The organism is Negadavirga shengliensis (assembly GCF_042652345.1).
In the GTDB taxonomy this organism is placed as follows: Bacteria; Bacteroidota; Bacteroidia; order Cytophagales; family Cyclobacteriaceae; genus Negadavirga; species Negadavirga shengliensis.
Window position 1 is genome coordinate 132,128 of record NZ_JBHSJJ010000007.1, and the last position, 23,912, is coordinate 156,039.

At 45.1% G+C, this 23,912-nt stretch carries 22 protein-coding genes; 18 read left to right on the plus strand and 4 right to left on the minus strand.

Annotated elements, in window-relative coordinates; genetic code table 11:
• Positions 1-54: 54 nt before the first annotated feature.
• The 14 genes from ACFPFU_RS13640 (at position 55) to ftsZ (ending at position 16,747) form a co-directional block, all read left to right on the plus strand.
• Entirely contained in the window at positions 55-1,029 is a 975-nt protein-coding gene (locus ACFPFU_RS13640) for a polyprenyl synthetase family protein (RefSeq protein WP_377065319.1), read from the plus strand.
• Positions 1,030-1,428: 399 nt separating this feature from the next.
• Positions 1,429-1,878 (plus strand): division/cell wall cluster transcriptional repressor MraZ, encoded by a 450-nt coding sequence (gene mraZ, locus ACFPFU_RS13645; protein ID WP_377065320.1) that lies wholly within the window; start codon positions 1,429-1,431, stop codon positions 1,876-1,878.
• A complete protein-coding gene (gene rsmH, locus ACFPFU_RS13650; protein WP_377065321.1) occupies positions 1,871-2,776 on the plus strand; it encodes a 16S rRNA (cytosine(1402)-N(4))-methyltransferase RsmH in 906 nt (301 codons plus the stop codon). The genes mraZ and rsmH overlap by 8 nt, the downstream gene beginning before the upstream one ends.
• A 2-nt stretch (positions 2,777-2,778) precedes the next feature.
• Positions 2,779-3,159 carry an FtsL-like putative cell division protein gene (locus tag ACFPFU_RS13655; protein WP_377065322.1) on the plus strand — a complete coding sequence of 127 codons (381 nt, stop codon included), beginning with the start codon at positions 2,779-2,781 and terminating at the stop codon, positions 3,157-3,159.
• Positions 3,156-5,261, plus strand: a complete 2,106-nt coding sequence (locus ACFPFU_RS13660) for a penicillin-binding protein (RefSeq protein WP_377065323.1) — start codon at positions 3,156-3,158, stop codon at positions 5,259-5,261. Before ACFPFU_RS13655 ends, ACFPFU_RS13660 begins: the two co-directional genes overlap by 4 nt.
• Entirely contained in the window at positions 5,258-6,724 is a 1,467-nt protein-coding gene (locus ACFPFU_RS13665; protein ID WP_377065324.1) for a UDP-N-acetylmuramoyl-L-alanyl-D-glutamate--2,6-diaminopimelate ligase, read from the plus strand. Before ACFPFU_RS13660 ends, ACFPFU_RS13665 begins: the two co-directional genes overlap by 4 nt.
• A 4-nt stretch (positions 6,725-6,728) precedes the next feature.
• The gene (mraY, locus tag ACFPFU_RS13670) at positions 6,729-7,940 is read left to right on the plus strand and encodes a phospho-N-acetylmuramoyl-pentapeptide-transferase (RefSeq protein WP_377065325.1); all 1,212 of its coding nucleotides are present in this window, start codon (positions 6,729-6,731) and stop codon (positions 7,938-7,940) included.
• The gene (gene murD / locus ACFPFU_RS13675) at positions 7,941-9,293 is read left to right on the plus strand and encodes a UDP-N-acetylmuramoyl-L-alanine--D-glutamate ligase (protein ID WP_377065326.1); all 1,353 of its coding nucleotides are present in this window, start codon (positions 7,941-7,943) and stop codon (positions 9,291-9,293) included.
• Positions 9,287-10,456 (plus strand): FtsW/RodA/SpoVE family cell cycle protein, encoded by a 1,170-nt coding sequence (locus ACFPFU_RS13680; RefSeq protein ID WP_377065327.1) that lies wholly within the window; start codon positions 9,287-9,289, stop codon positions 10,454-10,456. The genes murD and ACFPFU_RS13680 overlap by 7 nt, the downstream gene beginning before the upstream one ends.
• 7 nt (positions 10,457-10,463) lie before the next feature.
• On the plus strand, positions 10,464-11,576 hold the full coding sequence (murG, locus tag ACFPFU_RS13685; protein WP_377065328.1) for an undecaprenyldiphospho-muramoylpentapeptide beta-N-acetylglucosaminyltransferase: 1,113 nt from the start codon (positions 10,464-10,466) through the stop codon (positions 11,574-11,576).
• Positions 11,573-12,973 (plus strand): UDP-N-acetylmuramate--L-alanine ligase, encoded by a 1,401-nt coding sequence (murC, locus tag ACFPFU_RS13690; protein ID WP_377065329.1) that lies wholly within the window; start codon positions 11,573-11,575, stop codon positions 12,971-12,973. Before murG ends, murC begins: the two co-directional genes overlap by 4 nt.
• Positions 12,960-13,727: a cell division protein FtsQ/DivIB gene (locus ACFPFU_RS13695; RefSeq protein WP_377065330.1), complete on the plus strand. Its 768-nt coding sequence runs from the start codon at positions 12,960-12,962 to the stop codon at positions 13,725-13,727. Before murC ends, ACFPFU_RS13695 begins: the two co-directional genes overlap by 14 nt.
• Positions 13,728-13,738: 11 nt before the next feature.
• Positions 13,739-15,055, plus strand: coding sequence for a cell division protein FtsA (gene ftsA, locus ACFPFU_RS13700; protein ID WP_377065331.1), 1,317 nt, complete (start codon positions 13,739-13,741; stop codon positions 15,053-15,055).
• A gap of 75 nt (positions 15,056-15,130) precedes the next feature.
• On the plus strand, positions 15,131-16,747 hold the full coding sequence (gene ftsZ, locus ACFPFU_RS13705; protein ID WP_377065332.1) for a cell division protein FtsZ: 1,617 nt from the start codon (positions 15,131-15,133) through the stop codon (positions 16,745-16,747).
• A gap of 3 nt (positions 16,748-16,750) precedes the next feature.
• On the opposite strand, the gene ACFPFU_RS13710 is transcribed toward ftsZ, so the two are convergent.
• On the minus strand, positions 16,751-17,275 hold the full coding sequence (locus ACFPFU_RS13710; protein WP_377065333.1) for an NADPH-dependent FMN reductase: 525 nt from the start codon (positions 17,273-17,275) through the stop codon (positions 16,751-16,753).
• 114 nt (positions 17,276-17,389) lie between these two features.
• Here ACFPFU_RS13710 and ACFPFU_RS13715 point away from each other — a divergent pair, with 114 nt between their 5' ends.
• The 3 genes from ACFPFU_RS13715 to ACFPFU_RS13725 all read left to right on the plus strand — a co-directional run bounded on the left by ACFPFU_RS13715 (position 17,390) and on the right by ACFPFU_RS13725 (position 20,580).
• Positions 17,390-18,232, plus strand: coding sequence for a purine-nucleoside phosphorylase (locus tag ACFPFU_RS13715; RefSeq protein WP_377065334.1), 843 nt, complete (start codon positions 17,390-17,392; stop codon positions 18,230-18,232).
• A gap of 93 nt (positions 18,233-18,325) precedes the next feature.
• On the plus strand, positions 18,326-19,483 hold the full coding sequence (locus tag ACFPFU_RS13720) for an FG-GAP repeat domain-containing protein (protein WP_377065335.1): 1,158 nt from the start codon (positions 18,326-18,328) through the stop codon (positions 19,481-19,483).
• 98 nt (positions 19,484-19,581) lie between these two features.
• The gene (locus ACFPFU_RS13725; RefSeq protein WP_377065336.1) at positions 19,582-20,580 is read left to right on the plus strand and encodes a DUF3500 domain-containing protein; all 999 of its coding nucleotides are present in this window, start codon (positions 19,582-19,584) and stop codon (positions 20,578-20,580) included.
• A gap of 59 nt (positions 20,581-20,639) precedes the next feature.
• Here ACFPFU_RS13725 and ACFPFU_RS13730 read toward each other — a convergent pair whose 3' ends face one another.
• Both ACFPFU_RS13730 and ACFPFU_RS13735 read right to left on the minus strand, forming a co-directional pair.
• The gene (locus tag ACFPFU_RS13730; RefSeq protein WP_377065337.1) at positions 20,640-21,185 is read right to left on the minus strand and encodes a bactofilin family protein; all 546 of its coding nucleotides are present in this window, start codon (positions 21,183-21,185) and stop codon (positions 20,640-20,642) included.
• A 4-nt stretch (positions 21,186-21,189) separates the two neighbouring features.
• Positions 21,190-22,218, minus strand: coding sequence for a ParM/StbA family protein (locus tag ACFPFU_RS13735; protein ID WP_377065338.1), 1,029 nt, complete (start codon positions 22,216-22,218; stop codon positions 21,190-21,192).
• A gap of 404 nt (positions 22,219-22,622) precedes the next feature.
• On the opposite strand from ACFPFU_RS13735, the gene ACFPFU_RS13740 reads away from it, so the two are divergent.
• A complete protein-coding gene (locus ACFPFU_RS13740; RefSeq protein ID WP_377065339.1) occupies positions 22,623-23,225 on the plus strand; it encodes a porin family protein in 603 nt (200 codons plus the stop codon).
• Between the two features lie 26 nt (positions 23,226-23,251).
• On the opposite strand, the gene ACFPFU_RS13745 is transcribed toward ACFPFU_RS13740, so the two are convergent.
• Positions 23,252-23,815 (minus strand): helix-turn-helix domain-containing protein, encoded by a 564-nt coding sequence (locus ACFPFU_RS13745; RefSeq protein ID WP_377065340.1) that lies wholly within the window; start codon positions 23,813-23,815, stop codon positions 23,252-23,254.
• Between the last annotated feature and the right edge of the window lie 97 nt (positions 23,816-23,912).

A 23,912-nucleotide genomic window follows, 5' to 3' on the forward strand; every position in this document is an offset into this window, starting at 1 on the left:
GGGGGTTTTGTCAATGAATGAATACATCGTATTATTGCAGCATCTATATTTCAAATGAAGCAGGATTTAAAGCAGATACAATCACCGATAGCCAGTGAAATGGCCGATTTTGAAAAAAAATTCCGCTCCTTCATGCAGAGTAAGGTCAAACTGTTAGACCATATCACGCAGTATATCGTACGGAGAAAGGGAAAACAGATGCGGCCTATGTTTGTTTTTTTGACAAGTGGCGTGACGGGGCACATCACAGAAGCCACTTATAGAGGGGCTGCGCTGATAGAACTGCTTCATACCGCCACCCTTGTTCATGACGATGTAGTGGATGATGCCAATTATCGCAGAGGCTTCTTTTCCATCAATGCGTTATGGAAAAACAAAATCGCTGTTTTGGTGGGAGATTATCTTCTGTCCAGAGGGCTGCTGCTCAGTGTGGACAATGGGGATTTTGACCTGCTTCGCATCGTTTCCAATGCGGTCAGGGAAATGAGTGAGGGGGAACTTCTCCAGATCGCAAAGGCCCGTAACCTGGATATTACAGAAGAAGTGTATTATACCATCATCCGGCAAAAGACGGCCAGTCTTATTGCTTCATGCTGTGCTGTGGGGGCCTCCACCGCAGGCGCCGAGGAAGCTGTTATTGAAAAAATGCGGCTCTTTGGCGAAAAAGTAGGAATGGCATTCCAGATAAAAGATGACCTTTTTGACTACGGGAAGGACGAAGTCGGCAAACCCGTCGGCATTGATATTAAGGAGAAAAAAATGACCCTTCCCTTGATCTATGCCTTGAATCAGGCATCCTGGCTGGACAGAAAAAAAATCATTTATCTGATCCGGAATAAAAGCCAGAACAAAAAAGCCGTGAACGAGGTAATCGATTTTGTGAAGGGTACGGGAGGCCTGGAATATTCCCAAAAAATCATGCATGCTTATTATCAAGAGGCCTTAAACATCCTCAAAGAATTCCCCGAATCAGCGTACCGGGATTCATTGGAAACCCTTGTGACTTATACCATTGAAAGAAAGAAATAATCCTGTCCGGCCCACGACATGCCCATGATCCTGATCCGCCCAAAAAGTATCTTTTAAATTATTCCTTTTTACCGAAAATCTCATTTTTTTGGAAAAGTCATGGGAAATACTCCCACCTTTCTACACCGGGGATTAAATGCTTTTGTCATCAGCATTTTTTTTAGGATAAAAAACCCTTCAAATTTCATCCCATCTCAATTTTATCGCTAAAACCGCTTTTTTTAGCGGCATTGTAACCTCCTTAGACCCAGCCTGATCAGTTTTAATTTTTTGTAAAAAAAATTGTGTTTTTAGGATCTTTTGGATACTTTTATCACAAAGTGGTAAAAAGTGGGAGATTGTGGTAGATTGTGTTCAGGTATTTATTACTTTTGTATTTGATAAGGAGGCAGATTAAACATGGCATTTTTCACAGGAGAATATGAATGTAAACTCGACGCCAAAGGGCGGCTGGTTTTGCCTGCCAAAATGAAAGCATCACTACCCGAATCCCTGGGCCACGAACTTATGCTCAGAAGGGGCTTAGAACCTTGCCTGGAACTACTGACCATGCTGGAAGTAAAGAAGGATTATAGCCGACTGGCGAGCCTTGATGACACGCAGGATGAGGTAAGGAATTTCAGGAGGTCTTATTTTAGGAGAGAGGCTCCCGTGGAACTGGACAATGCCGGCCGTTTGCTCATTCCCCGCACCATGATGCGTCATGCTCAGTTGGAAAAAGAAGCGATAGTAGTGGGGATAGGGGTAAAGATTGAAATATGGAATCCTGATTTATATGAGGAATTTATCATTAAAGAAGAAAAAATATTCAATGAACTGAATAAAAAATATCTGAAGAAAGGTGGGTAACCCGGTTTACCATATTCCAGTGATGCTCAGTACCAGCATAAAAGGTCTGGATATCCAGCCTGACGGGATATATGTGGACCTTACTTTTGGAGGTGGGGGGCATTCAAAAGAAATCCTGAAACACCTGGAGCAAGGCCACTTATATGGTTTTGACCAGGATCCCGATGCCGGGGCAAATGTACCGGATGACAGCCGTTTCACATTTATCCCCGCCAACTTCAGGGACCTGAAGCGGTACCTGAAAATATACAAGGTCACCGAAGTTGATGGTATTCTGGCCGATCTCGGCATCAGCTCGCACCAGATCGATGAGCCCAAAAGAGGCTTTTCCACCCGCTTCTCCGGTAAACTGGATATGCGCATGAGCCAGTCGGGTGATCAGACTGCTGCTGATATCCTCAACCAATATGAGGAAGAAAAGCTGCACCGCATCTTCGGTGTTTATGGAGAAGTGAAAAATGCGAAAACCTTGGCCAGGGCGATTGTTTCTGCCAGGGCCAACGAACCTTTCGGTTCGATAGCGTCTTTTAAACAACTTTTGGACCGGTATGCGCCCAAAGGAAAAACAGCGAAATACGCGGCGCAGGTATTTCAGGCGCTTCGAATTGAAGTCAACGATGAAATGTCCGCCTTGGAAGAAATGCTGGAGCAAAGCGTTGAAATCCTCAAACCGGGAGGAAGGTTGGTAGTCATCAGTTACCATTCACTGGAAGACAGAATGGTCAAAAATTTTATGAACAAGGGGAAACTGTTTGGAGAACTGGAAAAGGATTTTTATGGAAACCCTATCCGGCCGTTGGAGCCGGTTACCAGAAAAGCGCTGGTAGCCAGTGAAGAAGAACTCCTTCAAAACCCCCGTGCCAGAAGTGCCAAGTTGAGAATTGCAAAAAAACTTTGAACATGGGACAAAACACTTTTAGAAAAAAAAATGCCCCGGCGGCCAAGAGGAAGAAATTCCGATTCAATCCTTTTGCTTTTCTAGAGAGGACCTTGGATGTAAGCGGTCTCCTAGGGGAAGGCATTCCATTGAAGTTGGTGCCTCCTTTTCTATATGCCGCTTTTTTGGCACTTATTTATATATGGAGCAATCATAAAGCTGAAAACACCATTAGAAAAATAGATATACTCCAGCAGGAAGTGGAGGATCTGCGGGCAGACGTCACCACCCTGGAAGCGGAATACATGTATGCAAGCAAACAATCAGAAGTAGCCAAAAAAATCGCTCCACTGGGGATAATGGAAATAGATGAACCACCACAAAAAATCATTTTGAAAAAGTGAACATCAAAAAGTCCATATTGTTGAGAGTCAGGATTGCTTTTTTAGCAGTGACAATCCTTGCTGTAGCTGTTTTTTACAGGATTACCCAGATCCAATTTGTGGAAGGCGAAAAATGGCAACAGATGTCAGAGGAAGTCAACCTGCAATACAGGCCGGTCAAAGCCACAAGGGGGAATATCTACAGTGCCGATGGCAGCCTGCTCGCCACCAGCCTGCCGTTTTACAGGGTGGCAATGGATCCGTCCATTGCTCAGGAAGATAAACTCAAATCCGGAATAGATTCGCTTTCCCTGCTGTTATCGAACTTTTACAGAGATAAACCTGCAGGTTCATATAAAAGAATGATCCTGGACGCCCGGAGTAACGGAAAAAAATACCTTATCCTGAACAGAAAGCAAATCGGGTATCAAGATAAACTTACCATGATGTCATGGCCGGTGTTCAGAGAAGGCCGGCTGGGCGGCGGAGTGATCTTTGAGAAGCTGGATCAAAGATACCGGCCATTTAAAAACCTGGCCGGCCGGACCGTAGGTTTTCTGAACGAGGACCAATACGGGGTTGGACTGGAATACAGTTTCAACGAGCATCTTCAGGGAAGAAACGGAGAGGCACTGTTCCAAAAAATAGCCGGAGGTACATGGAAACCGGTACACGATGCCGAAGATATCAAACCAACCGATGGTTATGATATCGTTACCACGTTAGATGTGAATATTCAGGATGTGGCGGAATCTGCACTTCTAAGACAGCTTTTGAACAAAGATGCCGAATTTGGCTGCGTAATTGTCATGGAGGTAGCTACCGGCCATATCAAAGCCCTGGCCAATTTGCAAAAAAACAAAAACAGCAACGGCTACGGGGAATATTATAATTATGCCATCGGCGAGCAGGGGCTTACAGAACCCGGCTCTACCTTCAAGCTCCTTTCCATCATGGCGTTATTGGAAGAAGGAAAAATCAGCCTTAATGACAGCGTTGATACGGGGAATGGTGTTTTCAGATTTTATGACCGCTCCATGCGGGATGTAAAAACCGGGGGCTATGGAAAAATCTCCGTAAGGGAGGCTTTCGAAAAGTCTTCCAATGTGGGTATATCCCGGCTTGTAAATGAACATTTCGGGGTGAACCCCTCTACATTTCTCGAATACATTTCCAAATCCGCCATTGACAAACCGATGGGATTTCAGATCACGGGTGAAGGGGTCCCCTATTTCAAAAAACCGGGAACAAAAAGCTGGTATGGAACCACACTTCCTTGGATGTCAATAGGCTATGAACTCAAAGTAACCCCTCTGCATACCTTGATGCTCTACAATGCCATTGCCAACGACGGGAAGATGGTAAAACCGATGATTGTCCAGCAGATTTCAAAAGGCAACCAGGTTAAAGAAACCTTCAAAACAGAGGTCATCCAGAAACAAATCGTATCGTCGAAAACAGTAAAACAACTGCAATCTCTTCTGGAGGGTGTTGTGGAAAATGGCACGGCCAAAAATATTAAAAACGTTGATTATAGAATTGCAGGAAAAACAGGTACCGCCCAAAAGCTGATCGATGGCAGGTATACCCAGAAATACTATACATCCTTCGCAGGATATTTCCCGGCGGAAAATCCAAAATACAGTGCCATCATCGTCGTTGACAGTCCAAAGGGCTTCAATGCTTACGGAGGAGATATCTCGGCCCCTGTTTTCAAAGAAATTGCCGATAAAATCCACGCACAGGATCTCAACCTGAATGACGGCAAAAATAACAAAAAGGAACACAGACCGGATCCTACGGAATTCCCCTTTATCAAAGCAGGGATGACGGAGGAACTTCAGATGATCTGCAACAAATTCGGCATTTCCAACCATTACAATGGTGCCGAAAAATGGGTAAAGTCGACGGTATCCCACCGTTCCATACAATGGGTTTCCAATCCAATAGAAACGGAAACGGTTCCCGACGTAAGCGGGCTGACGCTGAGGGATGCCTTATATATTCTTGAGAATAAAGGATTAAGGGTCAATTATTCAGGCAAAGGCAGGGTGGTTTCCCAGTCCTTGCCGATTGGATCTGCCATCAAAAAGAACGACAGCATCAAAATAATTTTAGGGTGAGAAAACCGCTAAAAGACATATTGTATAAAGTATCACTTGCCTCCACCAAAGGGGACATGGAACTGGGGATAGACCATTTGGCTTTTGATAGCAGAAAAGTCAAATCAGGAAGCGTCTTTATCGCCATGCCAGGGACCCAAGTGGATGGACACGATTATATAGATAAGGCGATAGAGAGCGGGGCGTCGGCAGTAGTATGTGAAAAATTGCCAGGTGAACTGCTGGAAGGCATCACCTATGTGCAAGTGGTCAATGCGGCGAAGGCTTTGGGGCTCATGGCAGCTAACTTTTATGGGCACCCTTCAGAGAAACTGAAGCTGATTGCCGTTACCGGAACAAATGGCAAAACTACGACAGCCACCCTTCTCCATCAGCTGTTTTTGGAATTGGGGCATGGATCCGGGCTCATTTCCACGGTAGAAAACAGAATTAATCAGGAAATAATACCTGCCACCCACACTACTCCTGATGTGATAACCATTAATGAATTGCTGGTCAGGATGTTGGGTAAAGGGTGTACCCATTGTTTTATGGAGGCCAGCTCACATGCCATTGTGCAGGAAAGAACGGCGGGCTTAAAGTTCGCGGGAGCGCTTTTCACCAATATATCCCATGACCATCTGGATTACCATGGCTCCTTCAGCGAATATATTAAAGCCAAAAAGAAATTGTTCGATGAGTTGCCTAAAGAGGCTTTTGCCTTGATCAATGCTGACGATAAGCGGGGGCTGGTAATGCTTCAAAACACCAAGGCGCGCCCATTTACCTATGCCCTAAAGTATCCTGCCGATTACAAAGCCAAGGTCCTGAGCAACACCCTTCAGGGGCTGGAACTTGAAATCGAAGGACAGTCAGTATGGTTCAGGATGATCGGTGAATTCAACGCCTATAATCTTTTGGCAGTTATGGGAACCGCTTTCATCCTGGAAGAAGAGGAGGAAGAAGTCCTGAGACAGCTCTCCCAGCTTAAAGGGGCGCCTGGCAGGTTTGATCAAGTAGAAGCAGGGGGAATCACTGCTATTGTGGATTATGCGCATACGCCCGATGCCTTAGAAAATGTCCTCAAAACCATCCAAAAACTAAGAACAGGTGGGGAAACCCTTATTACAATAGTAGGGTGTGGAGGAAACAGGGATAAGGCCAAACGGCCCGTGATGGCCAAAATTGCCTGCCGGCTGAGCGACAGGGTAATCTTTACCTCCGACAACCCCAGAAACGAAGACCCGATGGAGATTCTGAAGGAGATGGAAGCAGGCGTCAGCCCTATTGATCTCAAAAAGACACTGACCATCGAAGACAGGAGGTCCGCTATCAAAACGGCCTGTTCCATGGCCGAAAAAGGTGATATTATCCTGATAGCCGGCAAAGGCCATGAAACCTATCAGGAAATAAAAGGCGTGAGACATCCCTTTGATGACAAAGCCATTGCAAAAGAATTATTGAAATTAATACATAGGGAGTAAAACCATGTTATACCATCTTTTTGATTATATCGACAACGTTTTTGATTTCCCCGGTGCGGGAGTATTCAGGTATATTTCCTTTAGAGCGGGAATGGCGGCTTTATTTTCCCTGATCATCACCATCACTTTTGGGGAAACCATCATCAACTGGATCAGGAAAAAATCCATCGGCGAAACCGTGCGGGAGTTAGGCTTAAAGGGTCAACTGGAGAAAAAAGGCACCCCTACCATGGGAGGGTTAATGATCATCGCTGCCATCGTGGTACCGACCCTCTTGTTTGCCAATATTTATAATGTTTATATCATTTTGCTTCTGGTAACCACATTGTGGCTGGGAGGAATCGGGTTTCTGGACGACTACATTAAAGTATTCCGGAAAAACAAAGAAGGCCTGGCCGGAAGGTTCAAAATTGTGGGTCAGATAACCATTGGGATCATCGTGGGCACTACCCTGTATTTCCACGAAGACGTGGTCATCAGGGAATTCCAAACTGCGGTTTCCATTGAAGAAGGCATTGTAGATGCACCCGTTTTTCAGGACGTGAAATCAATGAAAACCACGATTCCATTCGTCAAAAACAATGAACTGAATTATGACGTCGTTCTGGGTTTTCTTGGCGAAAATGTAACGCCCCTGCTGTACATCATCCTGGTGATTTTCGTCGTAACTGCCGTCTCCAATGGCGCCAATATTACTGACGGCATCGATGGTTTGGCAGCGGGTACTTCGGCCATCATAGGCCTTACGATTGCCATATATGCTTATATCAGTGGTAATGCTATTTTTTCGCAATACCTCAATGTGATGTTCATTCCCAACTCGGGCGAGCTGGTGATTTTCTGTTCGGCTTTTGTCGGAGCCTGCGTGGGCTTTCTCTGGTACAATGCCTATCCCGCACAGGTTTTTATGGGGGATACCGGAAGCCTGATGATAGGAGGCGTTATTGCAGTACTTTCCCTCACATTGAGAAAAGAATTATTGCTTCCTGTCTTATGCGGGATATTTCTCATAGAACTGTTATCTGTCATTATTCAGGTCAGCTACTTTAAATACACGAAGAAGAAATACGGTGAAGGCCAAAGGGTCTTTTTGATGTCTCCATTGCATCATCATTATCAATTGAAAAACATTCCTGAAGCCAAAATCACGGTAAGGTTTTGGATCCTGGGAATCCTGTTTGCAATCATGGCTTTGGCTACTTTGAAACTGAGATAAATGAAGAAAATAGCGATCATAGGAGCGGGTGAAAGCGGGTTTGGAGCAGCCCTATTGGCACATGCTAAAGCCCATGAGGTGTTTGTCTCAGATGCCGGGAATATTTCGGATGAAAGAAAAGCGGTTTTATCCCAAAAAGGAATCCACTATGAAGAGCAAGGGCACAGTTTGGAAAAGCTGTTGCAGGCAGAGGAAGTCATAAAAAGCCCAGGAATAGCATACAGCCACCCGGCAATCCAGGAAATCGTCAAAGCAGGGATTCCTGTAATCGATGAACTGGAATTTGCCTCCCGATACACCAGAGGCAGGATAATCGCCATCACAGGCACCAACGGCAAAACCACGACGAGCCTGCTCACTTACCACTTAATGAAATCCACAGACCTTGATGTGGGGTTGGCAGGTAATGTAGGGCAAAGTTGGGCCGGGCAACTGGTTAGCGAAGATCATGACTGGTGGGTACTTGAAGTGAGCAGTTTTCAGATAGAGGGCTTTCGGGCATTCAAACCCAAAATTGCGGTCTTGTTGAACATTACGCCGGATCATTTGGATAGATATCAGCAAAACCTGGACGAATACATCGCCACCAAAATGCGGCTCACCGACAACATGGATGAAAAGGGACATTTCATTTATTTCGGCGAAGATGACTACCTCAAGAGCGGTCTTGAGAAGATGAAAGGCGTACCAAAAAAATATGCCATACACAGTGATCAAAAAGAAAGCAGCGGTTTCTATTTTGATGATAAAGCAGTTCACTTGGATGCGGATGGGGAACGCTGGTCCTGGAACGCCGAAGAAATGGCTTTAAAAGGGAGGCACAATATGATCAATAGCCTGTGTGCCATCCTGGCTGTTAAACTGGCAGGAGGTAAGAAAGACGGAATAGGAAAAGGGTTGCGCAGTTTTAAAAATGCTCCCCACAGGCTGGAATTTTCCGGGGAAATCCACGGTATCAGCTTTATCAATGACAGCAAGGGCACCAATGTGGATGCCACAGCCTATGCCTTGGCCACGTTCAGCCAGCCGATCATATGGATCGCGGGGGGAATCGATAAGGGAAATGATTATACTGTTCTGTTCCCGATAGTTAAAGGGCGCGTAAAGGCCTTGGTCTGCTTGGGAAAAGACAATAAAAAATTGAAAGCAGCATTTGAAGGCTTGGTTCCCGAAATCATTGAAACAGAAAAAATGGCCGAGGCTGTCGGCCAATCACTGAAGCTGGGAAAACCGGGGGATGTGGTGTTGTTATCCCCGGCATGTGCCAGTTTTGACCTGTTCAAAAATTACGAGGACAGGGGAAACCAATTTAAAGCCGCAGTTGAAGAACTAAAAGAAAGCAGTAAATGGTAAAGTTGAAGGAATGGTTGGACAACAATTTAAAAGGCGACCCCATTATTTGGGGGATTGTCATTCTCCTGTCCATTATCAGCATCCTGGTAGTATACTCTGCCACCGGATCACTTGCTTATAGGAAGATGGGGGGAAACACGGAAGCTTATCTCATTAAACACGGCACTCTGGTGCTGGTCAGCTTAGTGGTGATGTGGGCGGTACATAACATCCCCTACAAGTATTTCTCTAAACTGAGTCTGTTTGCCTTATGGGTTAGCATACCGTTGCTCTTCATCACTTACCTCTTCGGGTCCACCATCAACGAAGCCAGCAGATGGATTACTATTCCTATAATCAATCAGGCATTTCAGCCATCGGACCTGGCTAAACTGGCTCTCATCGCAGCGGTAGCGGGAATGCTGGCCAAAAGACAGCGCAGCATCAAGGATTTTCAGGGAACATTTGTCCCCATCATTATTTGGATTGGCATCATTTGCCTGTTGATCGGTATAGCCAACATGTCCACTGCTGTTATGTTGTTGGCTACTTGCCTGTTGTTGATGTTTATAGGCCGCGTGCCAATGAAATACTTATTGATTGTATGCATGGTGGGGGCTTTTGCTTTATCCACGGCGATCTTTATGGGACAGCGCGGCGGGGTATTCTTCTACAGAATTGAAAAATTTCTCAGCAAGGAGGAGCAGGAGATCCCTTATCAGGCACAACATTCCTATATCGCCATCGCCACCGGCGGGATCACGGGCAAAGGCCCCGGTAAAAGTGAGCAGAGAAATGTATTGCCACACCCCTATTCGGATTTTATCTATGCCATCATTATAGAAGAATACGGCCTGATAGGCGGAGGAGCGGTCCTCTTTCTTTACTTGGCTTTGCTCTACAGGGGCATGAGGGTGGTTGCCATATCCACCAGGCCCTTTGGGGGGCTTCTTTCCGCAGGACTCAGTTTTGCCCTGGTCATACAGGCCATGATCAATATGGCCGTGGCGGTAGGGCTCATTCCGATTACGGGGCTGCCCCTGCCCATGATCAGTATGGGTGGGACCTCCTTAATATTCACAGGAATCTCTTTGGGGATCATCCTAAGCATCAGCAGAGGAGACCATGAAGATGCATTTCCAACGGAAGTAAAAACAGTACGCAAAATGGCTAAAGTAGCTTAGTTAAATAGTGACAGAAAGTAAAGAGACATATCGACTGATCATCAGCGGCGGCGGAACCGGGGGACATGTTTACCCTGCCATTGCCATCGCCAATGCCTGGACTGAAAAGTACCCGGAAAGTGAAATTCTATTCGTAGGAGCAAAAGGCAAAATGGAAATGCAGAAGGTTCCTGAGGCTGGGTACAGAATTGAAGGCCTGAGAATTGCAGGAATCCAACGAAAATTGAGCATAAAAAACCTCAGTTTCCCGTTCAAGGTACTTGACAGTCTGCATAAGTCCCGCAAGCTGTTAAAAAACTTCAATCCCCATCTCGTGGTCGGCGTAGGCGGCTATGCCAGCGGGCCCGTGCTTTTCTCTGCCCAAAGAAAAGGAATCCCCACCGTGATCCAGGAACAAAATTCCTATGCGGGTATCACCAATAAACTCCTTGCAAAAAACGCAAAAGCGATATGTGTAGCTTACCTGGGAATGGATGAATTCTTTCCGGCCGACCGGCTTCACTATACCGGAAACCCTGTGAGAAAAGACATTCTTCACCTTGAAGGGAAAAAGGGTTTGGGATTGAAACACTTTGGTCTTCAAACTGGAAAACCGGTGGTATTGGTATTGGGAGGAAGCCTGGGTGCCCGAACCATCAACCAGGCAGTGCTGGGCGCCATGCCTACTTTATCCGAAAAAGGATATCAGGTACTCTGGCAAACCGGAAAATTCTATTATGAAGAAATGGAGGAAAAAGTAAGGCATGCTGAAATCGAAGGAATATTTCCTCTCGAATTCATCAAGGAAATGGACTTGGCCTACGCAGCAGCAGATATTGTGGTGTCCAGGGCCGGCGCGCTTTCCGTCTCCGAACTCAGTCTCGTTGGCAAGCCGGTGGTATTCATTCCTTCTCCCAATGTAGCAGAGGACCACCAGACTAAAAACGCCATGGCCTATGTATCCAAAGAAGCGGCCATACTACTTCCGGATGATGAGGCGGTGGAAAATTTAGCAGTTGTGATACAGGATATTATGGAAGATCATCAAAAACAGGAAGAATTAGGCCGGCATATTCTCGAACTGGCAAAACCGGATGCCGCGAAAGAAATTGTCAAAGTAATGGAAAGTATCATCAGATGAGGTTAGAATCCCTACATAGCGTCTACTTCCTGGGTATAGGAGGAATTGGCATGAGTGCCATCGCCAGATGGTTTAACCATCTTGGAATAGCTGTATATGGTTATGACAAGACCCCTTCTCCTCTCACCCACACGCTTGAAAATGAGGGAATGGAGATCATCTATACGGATGAGCCTTCACAATTGCCCGAGGTATTTAAAAGCACCTCGCAGGAAAAATTGGTTGTTTGGACTCCTGCGATTCCCCAAAACAGTGACTTGCTCCGGTACTTTAGAAACAAGGGATTCAACCTGAAAAAAAGAGCTGAGGTTTTGGGGATCATAACCCGCAATATGGAAACCGTTGCGGTGGCAGGTACCCATGGCAAAACCACCACTTCTTCCATAATAGCCCATTTATTAAAAAGCTCGGGTAAAAACACGGCTGCTTTCCTGGGAGGTCTTACCCAGAATTACAACAACAACTTCATCCTACATGACGAGGGGAGCCATGAAGCCCCTATTGTGGTGGTGGAGGCAGATGAATTTGACCGTTCCTTCCTTCATCTGCATCCCAATGTCAGCGTGGTGACCAGTATGGATGCCGATCACCTTGACATTTATGGTGACAGTCAACACCTTATCGAAGGCTTCAGGCAATTCATAGCACTCACCGAAAAAGGAGGGCTGGTTTTTATTCAAGAAAACGCTTTCGAAAAACTCAAGGGGAACGATTTTGGCGATACCGCCATCTTATGTTATGGTCTTGAGGGTACCCAAATCAAAACGCAAAACATACAAGCCGGGATATCGGCCTTCTCTTTTGATTATATCGATGAAAATGTCACGATGAAGGCCTTGAAACTTCATGTACCCGGATTCCACAACATAGAAAACGCGGTTGCGGCCATTGCCGTTGCCAGGCATTATGGGCTCTCGGAGAGCGATATCCGGAATGGGATAGCCTCTTATAAAGGGGTAAAAAGAAGGTTTGAGATCATCCATCAGGGCAAAGACCTGGTTTTCATAGATGATTATGCGCACCACCCCGAGGAAATCACGGCTTTTTTACGGTCCGTAAAGGCCATGTATCCGGAGAAAAAGCTGACGGCTGTATTTCAGCCCCATTTGTTTACCCGCACGAGGGACTTTGCCGCGGGTTTTTCAGAAAGCCTTTCCCTTGCGGATGAGGTTTTGCTTTTGGAAATCTATCCAGCCAGGGAACTGCCAATTCCAGGTGTGGAGTCAGGTATGCTGCTCGAAAAAATCAGCTCCAAAACAAAGATGGTCTTGTCAAAAGAGGTACTCATTCCTTATCTGGAAAAGTCACAACCGGAGGTTTTGGTGACCATAGGTGCCGGTGATATCGATAGAATGGTTCCACAAATCGAAAATTGGATCAAAGATGGAAAAAGGTAAAAGATGGAAGATTAAAAAACAGGCCATTTTTGTGCTTTTGGCTTTGATTTTACTGGTTTTCATCGGTTTTATCGAACATAAAGCGGCAGACAAGCCTTTTACCGGGCTGGAGGTCTATGTGGAAGGGATCAGCGATGTCTATTTCGTGGAAGAAAAAGATGTGATCAAACTATTGGAAAACGAGTTCCCCGTGCTTGGCAACAAACAGATGCTGGAGGGGATCTCGCTTCACGACCTGGAGAAAAAAGTAGAAAGCCATCCGTTTGTGAAAAATGCAGAAGTTTTTACGGACCTGAAGGGAAAAATCATAGTGAAAGTATCCCAACATGTTCCCATGGCGAGAATAGTAAGGCCCATGGCTGCCGACGGATACATCAGTACGGAAGGCAAAGTACTTCCTACTTCACCGCATTATACCTCCCGGGTAATGACAATAGAAGGTGTCAAAACAGGTGAATTGCTACAGGCAGGTGACCTCTCTGAAAGCTATCCGGGATTATTGGAGCTTATCCGGTACATCCATAAAGATAAATTTTGGAATGCCCAGATCAGTGCCGTGGAAGTGCTCGGTAATGGAGATCTTATCCTTTACCAGCAAGTAGGCAAGCAAACCATCGAGTTCGGAAAACCTGAAGAAATAGAAGATAAATTCAGCAGGATCAATATTTATTATAAAGAAATATTACCCCAAAAGGGGTGGAATACCTATAGCAGGGTAAATGTGAAATTTAAGGGTCAAATCGTTTGTGAATAATTGTTAGCGCTATGGAAAATGAAAATCTCATCGTTGGATTGGACATCGGAACCACCAAGATATGTGCCGTCATCGGCAGAAAAAATGAATATGGTAAACTGGAGGTATTGGGTATGGGAAAAGCGGTGTCGGATGGGGTCATCCGGGGTATAGTGACCAATATCGACAAAACCGTCAATGCCATACAGAAAGCCGTTAACGATGCCTCTGAAATGTCCAATGTGGATATCGGGGAGGTGATCGTCGGCATAGCCGGACAGCATATCCGGAGTTCCATCCACCACGGGGTCATCATTCGTAACACCAAAGATGACGAAATCACCGTGGAGGATGTCAGAAGATTGGCAAACGACATGGAAAACATTGTGGTTCCTCCCGGGAACAGCATCATCCACGTGATGCCTCAAGATTATACGGTAGATTATGAGGACGGCATCCGCGATCCGGTCGGCATGTCAGGCGCGAGATTGGAAGCAGATTTCCATATCATTACCGCGCAGTCGGCGGCCATCAACAACATCGACCGTTGCGTTAAACGGGCCAGCCTTCAATCCAAAGCATTGATATTGGAACCCTTGGCCAGTTCCCTTTCCGTGTTGAGTGACCTGGACAAGGAAGCGGGGGTTTGTTTGGTAGATATAGGCGGCGGCACCACTGACGTAGCCATCTTTTATGACAACATCATCAGGCATACCGCGGTGATTCCCTTTGGCGGCAACATCATTACGGCGGATATAAAAGAGGGATGCATGGTCATGCAGCACCAGGCGGAGCTTTTAAAAACCAAATTTGGAAAAGCCATTGCAGAAGAAGCCAACCCCAATGAAATTGTTTCTATACCCGGACTGAGAAACAGACCCCCGAAAGAAATATCGGTGAGAAACCTGGCTTCCATCATCCAGGCGAGAATGGAAGAGATCATAGAAATGGTCCAGTCCGAAATCGTGGCAAGCGGGGTATACAACAAACTTGCGGGAGGCATTGTGCTGACCGGCGGGGGTTCACTGCTGAACGGCGTCAGCCCGCTTTTTGAATACCTCACCGGTTTGGATACCCGGATAGGTTATCCGAATGAACATTTGGGTAAATCAAAGATCGAAGATGTAAAGAGCCCTATGTATGCTACTACAGTTGGCTTGGTGCTGGCAGGCTTTAAGGCCCTTGATGAAAGGGATGATATCTATAGAGCAAAAGAAAGCATACAAAACACCATCGGAAAACGCACTGCCCGGCAGGAGCATCTTACAAAGGATATTTTCGGATCCATTACCAGGAAATTGAAAAATTTCATTACCGATGACATCGGTGATGAAACAGGAGATTATTGACCCAAAAGTCTCAGACAATATTCACCAAAAAACAGCATCATCACCAATTAAAATAGAGGAAAAATGTCAGAAATCATGAGAGATTACAAGTTTGATATTCCCAAAAACCACAAATCCATCATCAAGGTGATCGGAGTAGGTGGAGGAGGTTCCAATGCGGTGAACCACATGTTTAACCAAGGTATCAAAGACGTGGAGTTTGTGGTAGCCAATACGGACTCGCAAGCGCTGAAAAGCAGCCCGGTTCCGCTTAAGTTACAGATCGGAGCCAACCTTACCGAGGGCCTTGGCGCTGGGGCTAACCCGGAGAAAGGCAAAAATGCCGCACTGGAAAGCAAAGAAGAAATCAGGGACCTGCTTTCGGACAATACCAAAATGGTATTCATCACCGCCGGTATGGGAGGTGGCACCGGTACAGGTGCCGCGCCAGTCATTGCCAAGATCGCCAAGGACATGGACATATTGACCGTTGGCATTGTAACGGCTCCTTTCATATTTGAAGGCAGGAAAAAAACCATGTCGGCCCAGGATGGAATAGAATCCTTAAGAGCCAACTGTGACACGGTGCTGGTTATTCTTAACGATAAGTTGAGAGAAATTTATGGAAATCTGCCTATCCGGCAAGCCTTTGGAAAAGCGGACAACATCCTGAGTACGGCTGCCAAATCAATTGCTGAAATCATCACCGTTCACCAGGATGTCAACGTGGATTTTGAAGACGTCAAAACAGTCATGAAAGATGCCGGTGCGGCAGTAATGGGCTCCGCGACGGAAGAAGGGGAGGACAGGGCAATCAAAGCGGCTGAAAAAGCCATTTCCTCGCCACTGCTCAACAACGTGGACATCAAAGGGGCACAGAAAATCCTCCTGTCTATCATGTCCGGTGAGGACGAAGAACTGTCCATGGATGAGCTTGTGGAGATCACGGAATACATCCAGGACAGAGCCGGTGATATGGCTGATGTGATCTTTGGACAGGGAATTGACCCGGACCTTAAAAAAGGCATCCGTGTAACGGTTATTGCCACCGGTTTTGAAACAGATTCCCTTACAGACAAAACCTTCGGAAAAAAACAAAACAAAGAAGAGGACAACAGTAAAAAACTGATCCATCTGGAATCCGGGAAAACATCCAAAATAGAAGAAGATGAAGGAAAAAATCCGGGTCAGACCATTACTTTTACCGTGCAGGCTCCTAAAAACAATACCGAGCCGGAAAGTTTTTCCGGCGTGAATAAAAATGAAGCACCTGCCCCCGTCTCAAATGAAGAAGAAAAGGTGAGGAACGACAAGAGACAGGTGGATGAGGACGATAACTTCGAATATGTCACCCCCGAGCCCAAATCGGAACCAAAAAAGGTCCTCACCCTTTTTGACAAGCCGGAAAACCAACCTGCCGGTCATAAAGAGCAGGAAAAACAAAACACCTATCAAAATGATTATTTTGAACAGATCAAGGAAAAAGCCATGAAAAGGGCGCATGAACGCTTTGAAAAGCTCCGCCAGATGAGATCTGTCAACCAGACGCCCGAGGAGTTCAAAGAAAAGCTGGAGGTCCCTGCTTATCAGAGAAAGAAGGTGCAATTACACGAGGTACAACATAGTTCGGAAAGAAGCCTTTCAAAATTCAACCTTAATGATGACAATGAAATCATCAGCAACAACAGGTTCTTGCACGACAACGTGGATTAAAAGTCAAAACTGAAGTAACAATTGTGCCTGTTCTTTCAATAAGCTGATATATAATCTGTTGGTGAGCAGATTACCGGACATATTTTCCTCTATTTTGGCCAGTTTTGGCTTATGGGCAAGAACATGCATTCCCAGGTAATTAAAAATATCGGTAAGGTGGCTGAGCGCAATGCTCCCACCCCCGACACCTGAGGAAAGCCCCACCAACGCGCACTTTTTATTCCTGAAACTGTTTGGATAGGTCATTCCGTCTATAAATGATTTGAGAATTCCGGGAAAAGATCCGTTATACTCAGGCACAATGAAAACATATTTTTCTCCTGATTTGACCTGCGTGTGTATCTTGTTGAATTCCTCGTTCTTCCCGCTTAACTCGTAAAGAGCAGTAAAAACAAAATCATTGGGTAAATCACTGAGGTTAATAATTTCTGAAGCTTCTCCCATGGATTCCAATATTTCCTGGTAAAGCAAGGCTATTTTTTCTGATACCGCATTTTTCCTGTTTGTGCTGACAATTATCTTTATCATGAATTATAGAAAGGTGATCGATCATTTGAACATTTAAAATACAATCCTTATCCGTATAAAGTTTCTGATTGCCTATATTTAATCCTCGTTATTCAAAACAAACATCTGTAAAGCATGTTAAAAGAGCCCACGTTAACTTACCATGAAAAAATCGCCAGTGCTGTTCAATACATCAGAAACAGCATTTCATCACCAGTCCATACAGGCATCATATTAGGGACAGGTCTGGGAAAATTACTCAATGATATCGAAATCATCAAAGAAATAAGCTATAGCGATATCCCTTTTTTCCCCATCTCCACCGTAGAGTCACATTATGGTAAATTAATCCTGGGTGAAGTGGATGGAAAAACGGTACTTGCCATGCAAGGCCGGTTTCATTATTATGAAGGGTACAGCATGAAAGAGGTTACTTTTCCGATAAGGGTAATGAAAATGCTGGGGATCCATCATCTGATCGTTTCCAATGCGGCGGGCGGGCTCAATCCCGATTTTCAGATCGGGGACGTGATGATCATAGAGGATCACATTGACCTGTTTCCCGAAAACCCACTCCGGGGTTCCAATCTGGAGGAATTTGGTGTACGGTTCCCTGATATGAGTGAACCCTATGATACCCAACTGATTAAAACGGCTATAAAAGCAGGCAGGGGAAAAAATATCCCCATAAATACCGGCGTATATGCCGGCGTTCAGGGTCCTAATTTGGAAACGAAAGCAGAATACAGGTACCTGCGGACGATAGGCGCCGACGCGGTGGGCATGAGTACCATTCCAGAGGTAATTGTCGCAGCACATTGTGGTATGAAAGTGTTTGCGGTATCTGCTATAACAGACCTTTGTTCTCCGGCAAACATCAAGAAGATTTCCATCCAGGAAGTACTTGCCGCCGCAGCCATAGCAGAACCTAAAATGACAGCCATTATACACGAGGTCATCAAGCGTATTGAAGGATAAACAAATCAGAATGTGACGGATTCGGTTCGATTTGCTTCGGAATAAGCCGCTAATTCACTATATTTAAAGAACTTAAAAAAACCGATCATAACCATGACGCATTGGATTTTCCTGATTCTTTTATTAGCCTCAACAGAAAGAAAACCAGTTTTTGAAACTCAAACCATAGACAGCGATGTGGCCATAGGATATGGTATCGCCATTGGCGATGTGGATGGAGACGGTAGGCCTGACATCCTTTTGGCGGACAAAAAGGAATTTGTCTGGTACCGGAACGGCGACTGGAAAAGATTCGTCATGGTGGATAACCTCACTGAACATGACAATGTCTGTATTGCTGCCCGTGATATCAATGGAGATGGAAGGGTGGAAGTAGCCGTTGGCGCACAATGGAACCCGGGCGAAACATCGGACGAGAATCGATCCGGATCTGTTCATTATCTCATCCGCCCGGAAGACCCGACCCAAAAATGGAAGCCTGTGGCCTTGCATCATGAGCCGACTGTCCATAGAATGCGCTGGGCCAAGGCTACGGGCGACAAATACCATTTGATCATGTTGCCACTGCACGGCCGTGGCAACAAAGGCGGGGAAGGAGAAGGCGTAAAGGTAATAGCTTATGAAAAGCCCAAAAACCCTGAAGATAAATGGGAACACTGGGTAATAGACCAGTCCATGCACCTGACCCACAATTTGGATGTGGTCAGCGAAGGTGATGGGGAAACACTTTACATCGGTGGTAAAGAAGGAGTAAAGGTGCTTTCTTTTCAAAATGGAAACTGGTCACCCCATCCAGATGGGGAATGGGCTGTAGAAGCGCATGGGTTTGGTGAACTAAGGTTTGGCAAAACCGCATCCGGATCCCGGTTTCTAGCCGGCATAGAACCCCTCCATGGTAATATGCTAACCACCTACATCCCGAGGGGAAAAACATTTGCAAAAAACCAATTGGACCGACAGGTCCTTACCGACCAAATGCAACAGGGACACGGCCTGGCAGCAGCCGATGTTTTGGGATTGGGAAAAGACCAGATTGTCGTCGGCTGGAGAGAACCCAATGAGGCAGGCGAACTGGGTGTGAAAATCTTCATTCCCCAACAAAACGGTGAATGGGACAGCATCTGGATCGATAAAGACGGAATGGCTTGCGAAGATCTACAGGTTGCGGATCTCAACGGGGACGGCAAACCCGATATTATTGCTGCCGGAAGAGCCACCAACAACCTAAAAATCTATTGGAATAGAAATTGATTCGCTACACGTATTATCCCGACCGAAATTAAACTCCCTTTAACCCTAAGCCCATGAAAACCGAACCCAGACTTTTGCGATTAGCTATAAAATGCTGCATGTGGTTGTTATTGTTCACCCCATTTACTGCTATAGGGCAGGATCTTTCGGAGCAAGCCAGCCATTTTCTCAGCACTTTGACGGATGATTTAAAAAAGAGCGCGGCATTCCCCTTCGACCATTCGGAGCGGTTTAACTGGCATTTCATCCCGCGGGACAGAAAAGGCCCCACTTTTCATGATTTCAACGAGGAACAAAAAGAAGCTGCCATTAATTTGATGAAGGCCTCTCTCGGAAAGCAGGGTTTTGAAAAAGCCACAGCGATTTTTGAACTGGAAAATGTCCTGAGGGACATAGAAAACCGGCCAAAAAACGACACCTATCGGGATCCATTAAACTATCATTTCACCATTTTTGGCCAGCCTTCTTCAGAAAAAGAATGGGGATGGAGGCTGGAAGGCCATCACTTGTCCCTCAATTTTTCTTCCGGGCGCGGGACCATCATTTCCTCCACTCCTACTTTCTATGGATCAAATCCTGCCATCGTGCCATCCGGTATTCATAAAGGCAAACAAGTTTTGGAACAAGAAACAAAGTTGGGTTTTGAATTACTTCGATCTTTGGATAAAAATCAACTGGCTAAAGCCAAATTCTCCGATGAGGCACCTTCTGACATCATCACGGGAAATGATCGGGAAGCCTCAATTCTGGAACCTAGAGGAATATTTTATCATGAGCTGACCCCACAACAGCAAGCTGTGTTCAGAAAGCTACTGGATGTTTATCTTGGTCATTATACTGCTGAATTTGCCCATAAAATGATGGAGGACATCCAGAAAAACGGTTTGGAAGAATTGTCCTTTGCCTGGGCAGGCAGCCAGCAAAACCAACTGGGCCATCCCCACTACTACCGAATACAAGGCCCCACTTTTATTATTGAATATGATAATGTGCAAAACAATGCCAACCATGTACACACGGTCATACGGGATCTCAGCAACGATTTTGCTACAGACGTGCTAAGGCAGCATTATCTGCATGGCCATGCCCATCAATAAAAAAAGGAAGCAACTTGAATATCCCTCAGTTGCCGTGGATTATGGTGTGCAACAGCAACTTACCAAGCTCTGGGATAATTTTTTGGAGGTTCTTCCCCACGGGTCTTTTCTTCGACTTTGGTGTCAGTAATGGATTTTACCTGAGCTTCTTTTTTTGCAGATGTTTTATCGTCCAATAGAGAATACAGTTCATCTCTGCTGACAGAATTGATTTTACTGGACTTGGATGCTTCTTTCACCGCTTCTTTATCCACAGTTTTTATACCACTGTTCATGATGGCGCCCTTATGGATATAAATCTGGTTAGTAATGATATTCCCGGAAACCTTAGCCGACGCATAAATGGTCGTATCTCCATAGATATAAAGATCCCCCACCACTTCTCCGCTGATGCTGATCTCATCAGCGATAATATCGCCGGTAATTGAAGCCTTTTCCCCGACCACCACTTTCTTGTCGGTGCGGATGCTGCCTACCAATATGCCATCTGCTCTGATATCACTTTTCGATATGATATCACCGGTAAGCTCGAAACCAAGTGACAAAACCGTCACTTTACTGGCATTCGCCTCTTCGTTCCGCTGTTTGCTGGATCCAAATCTCATGAGATTATTCCTCCCTTTCTTGTTTAAAAGTGGTCAAAATCGTAGAACTGTTGCCCAAATCCAACCCTACGGCTTTATCCTTGGCTCCGCCGTTTATAGCAAGGCTATTAAAACAGTAGCCTATTGAGGCCATCTGTTCCGGTGTTTCCGGCACATGGATGTTCAAAAGACCATCAAATTCATCTTTGAAGAGATTAACCAGTTCCGGATAATTAGCCCCACCTCCTGCCAAATACAGGTCAGCGGATTTGGCAAAATCCCTATCCGAAAAGGCATTTCTTAAAGACGGGGATATCACATCGTTGTAATATTGGGCAATCACCTGCTTTCGAAGCTCCCTTAAATCCAAACGCCTTCTGTTCAGGATAATTGTACCTTCAGTGAAATATTGATCAATCTGGTGCTCGGTCTTAAGATCCAAATAATTGTCCTTTTGAAGCTCCCGGGTGATCAGGTTGATGGCATATCTCAAGCCAAAAGTAGACACGCTGGACCGCTGGACCAGCCCCCCTTCTGTACTTAGAATGGCTTCCATGGTGCCATATCCCAAGCTGATCATGAAAAAGTTTTTAGGTGCATCAGAAAAAAGCTGTCTAACTGCCATGCTACACCCCACCACCTCTGGAACAACCGCCACGCGGTCAACTTCCACTGCCATTTTTTTCCTACCCCCTCCACCAAAGGTATGGGTATCGTATTCTATGATATGTTCGTTCTCCAAAAGCCTGTAGGCGTTTTCCTTAAAGACCTGAAAAGTTGAAAAAGGAAACCCGGTAGTGACGGTAAGGGGGCTACCCAGTTTTTGGGAAGCAAGCAGCAATCCGGTTTTTAAAAATATCCTGTAGTCTGCTTCGTCAGGAGAACTGTTGATGATCCGGTGAGGTGAGGTTCCTTCCGACAACGCCAAGTCGCCGACTAGATATCCTGCATTATCATGATATATTTTAAGTCCGGAAACCAAGTCCCTAGCAACATTTCTGAGCTCAAGGTTGCTACTTTCCAATACACTTGGGAATTTTATTACTTCTATCATGGAAATTTATTTATATACTTTAATCCTGTTCAAAAACTAAATCTAATATATACTGCCTTTTGGACGTCAAAGATGTAAAATTCTAGTGGGCATAAATATAAGCCATAATCAAGTACTTCACAAAAATAAAGTTTCTTCACAAACTTAATTGTTTTTTTGGAAATTAATCATTTAGATATATGCCGTCCGGAATGTAATTGTTTTTTCACAAAATAGCCGTTGAACACCTAAAATCCAAATATGCTTCTTATGTTTGGCATTAAATGTTTATTATTGGCAAAGTTATTGACACGATAAGCTAAAACATCAACCCATAGCGTTGTTATAACGTTATAACTCACAAGAATTCACCACGGCATAGAGACCGGAAATTGTTTTACGAAAAAACCACAAACACATACATTATGAAAATCAGAGCAATCATCGGCGCTTCGATATTTATTTTGTCCTTGTTGACAAGCATTCATGTGAATGCCCAAGAGTTCTCCGTAGGGCCTAAACTGGGCTTGTCCCAGGGAAATATCAGCGTAAACGGAACCGATTACGTCAGCGGCAATGACAAATTGGGTTACCATTTGGGTTTATTTGCAAGGTTGGGGGGAAACAGGATTTTTCTCCAGCCGGAAGTGCTTTACACCAACACAGGCGGAGAATTTGAAAGTCAGCAGGGAAACGACAACATAACCTACACAGCAAGTTTTAACAGGCTGGATGTTCCGGTAATGGCAGGATACAAATTTGCCAATGTCTTCAGGTTGCAGGCCGGTCCTGTGATGACTTTTATCATCAATTCCGATTTTCATAGTGACACGCAAAATGGAGCGGTCCCGGATTACAACAATGCTACCTTGGGATACCAGGCTGGCATCGGCCTTGATATCGCCAACATGATATTGGATTTAAAATATGAAGGGGCTTTGGGAAAACATGCCGAAAGCATTGCTGGACTAGCCACTGACCAAAGACAGAACCAACTGATACTCTCACTCGGCATCCGATTGTTTTGATTTCACTAAATTGAACGCCGTAAAAATCATAATTCATCCAATGATTTACGGGGTTTAAGGCTCAGTTTTTTGTATTGGCTGGGGGTCATCCCCGTAACTTTCTTGAATTGTGATGACAGATGCTGGATGCTGCTGTATCCCAGTTTCCAGGCGGATTCACTGATATTATAATCCCCATAACTCAGCCATTCCTTTACTTTCTCAATCTTTAAAAGGATAAAATAACGCTCTATCGTAATGCCTTGAATACTGCTGAACAGATTACTCAGTTTGGTGTAATCCTCGCCCGTACGTTCTGAAATTAAATCAGAAATATTCACCGAAGATGCCGCGTCTTCTGAACTTACAAGTGAAACAAGGGTATTTTTAATGCTTTCCACGAGTTTCATTTCTCTGGTTTTTACCAGTTCAAATCCCAAGGGGAGCAAGCTTTCCTCCAAAGTTCTCAATGTTTCCTTATCGGGCTGCGTATCCAAAACCACGCTCCCCAACTCGATTCTTGAATAAGAAAGGCCCACTTGGTCCAAAACCTGCCTTACCGCCATGATACAGCGTGGACATACCATGTTTTTTATATATACCGTTTCCATCAAATGGCTAACATCTTGTGCAAAATAAGTTTCTGGCAATCTTAGTAAATTAATGATAAAATACCATAAAAGAAGTTCCGAATCGGCATTGTTTTAT

Coding starts and splice junctions, on each gene's coding strand:
- ACFPFU_RS13640 (WP_377065319.1), top strand. CDS start 55: ATGAAGCAGGATTTAAAGCAGATACAATCACCGATAGCCAGTGAAATG.
- ACFPFU_RS13680 (WP_377065327.1), top strand. CDS start 9,287: ATGGTAAAGTTGAAGGAATGGTTGGACAACAATTTAAAAGGCGACCCC.
- ACFPFU_RS13735 (WP_377065338.1), bottom strand. CDS start 22,218: ATGATAGAAGTAATAAAATTCCCAAGTGTATTGGAAAGTAGCAACCTT.
- murD (WP_377065326.1), top strand. CDS start 7,941: ATGAAGAAAATAGCGATCATAGGAGCGGGTGAAAGCGGGTTTGGAGCA.
- ACFPFU_RS13740 (WP_377065339.1), top strand. CDS start 22,623: ATGAAAATCAGAGCAATCATCGGCGCTTCGATATTTATTTTGTCCTTG.
- ftsA (WP_377065331.1), top strand. CDS start 13,739: ATGGAAAATGAAAATCTCATCGTTGGATTGGACATCGGAACCACCAAG.
- ACFPFU_RS13720 (WP_377065335.1), top strand. CDS start 18,326: ATGACGCATTGGATTTTCCTGATTCTTTTATTAGCCTCAACAGAAAGA.
- ACFPFU_RS13745 (WP_377065340.1), bottom strand. CDS start 23,815: ATGGAAACGGTATATATAAAAAACATGGTATGTCCACGCTGTATCATG.
- ACFPFU_RS13695 (WP_377065330.1), top strand. CDS start 12,960: ATGGAAAAAGGTAAAAGATGGAAGATTAAAAAACAGGCCATTTTTGTG.
- ACFPFU_RS13715 (WP_377065334.1), top strand. CDS start 17,390: ATGTTAAAAGAGCCCACGTTAACTTACCATGAAAAAATCGCCAGTGCT.
- ACFPFU_RS13655 (WP_377065322.1), top strand. CDS start 2,779: ATGGGACAAAACACTTTTAGAAAAAAAAATGCCCCGGCGGCCAAGAGG.
- ftsZ (WP_377065332.1), top strand. CDS start 15,131: ATGAGAGATTACAAGTTTGATATTCCCAAAAACCACAAATCCATCATC.
- ACFPFU_RS13710 (WP_377065333.1), bottom strand. CDS start 17,275: ATGATAAAGATAATTGTCAGCACAAACAGGAAAAATGCGGTATCAGAA.
- mraY (WP_377065325.1), top strand. CDS start 6,729: ATGTTATACCATCTTTTTGATTATATCGACAACGTTTTTGATTTCCCC.
- ACFPFU_RS13725 (WP_377065336.1), top strand. CDS start 19,582: ATGTGGTTGTTATTGTTCACCCCATTTACTGCTATAGGGCAGGATCTT.
- mraZ (WP_377065320.1), top strand. CDS start 1,429: ATGGCATTTTTCACAGGAGAATATGAATGTAAACTCGACGCCAAAGGG.
- ACFPFU_RS13730 (WP_377065337.1), bottom strand. CDS start 21,185: ATGAGATTTGGATCCAGCAAACAGCGGAACGAAGAGGCGAATGCCAGT.
- murC (WP_377065329.1), top strand. CDS start 11,573: ATGAGGTTAGAATCCCTACATAGCGTCTACTTCCTGGGTATAGGAGGA.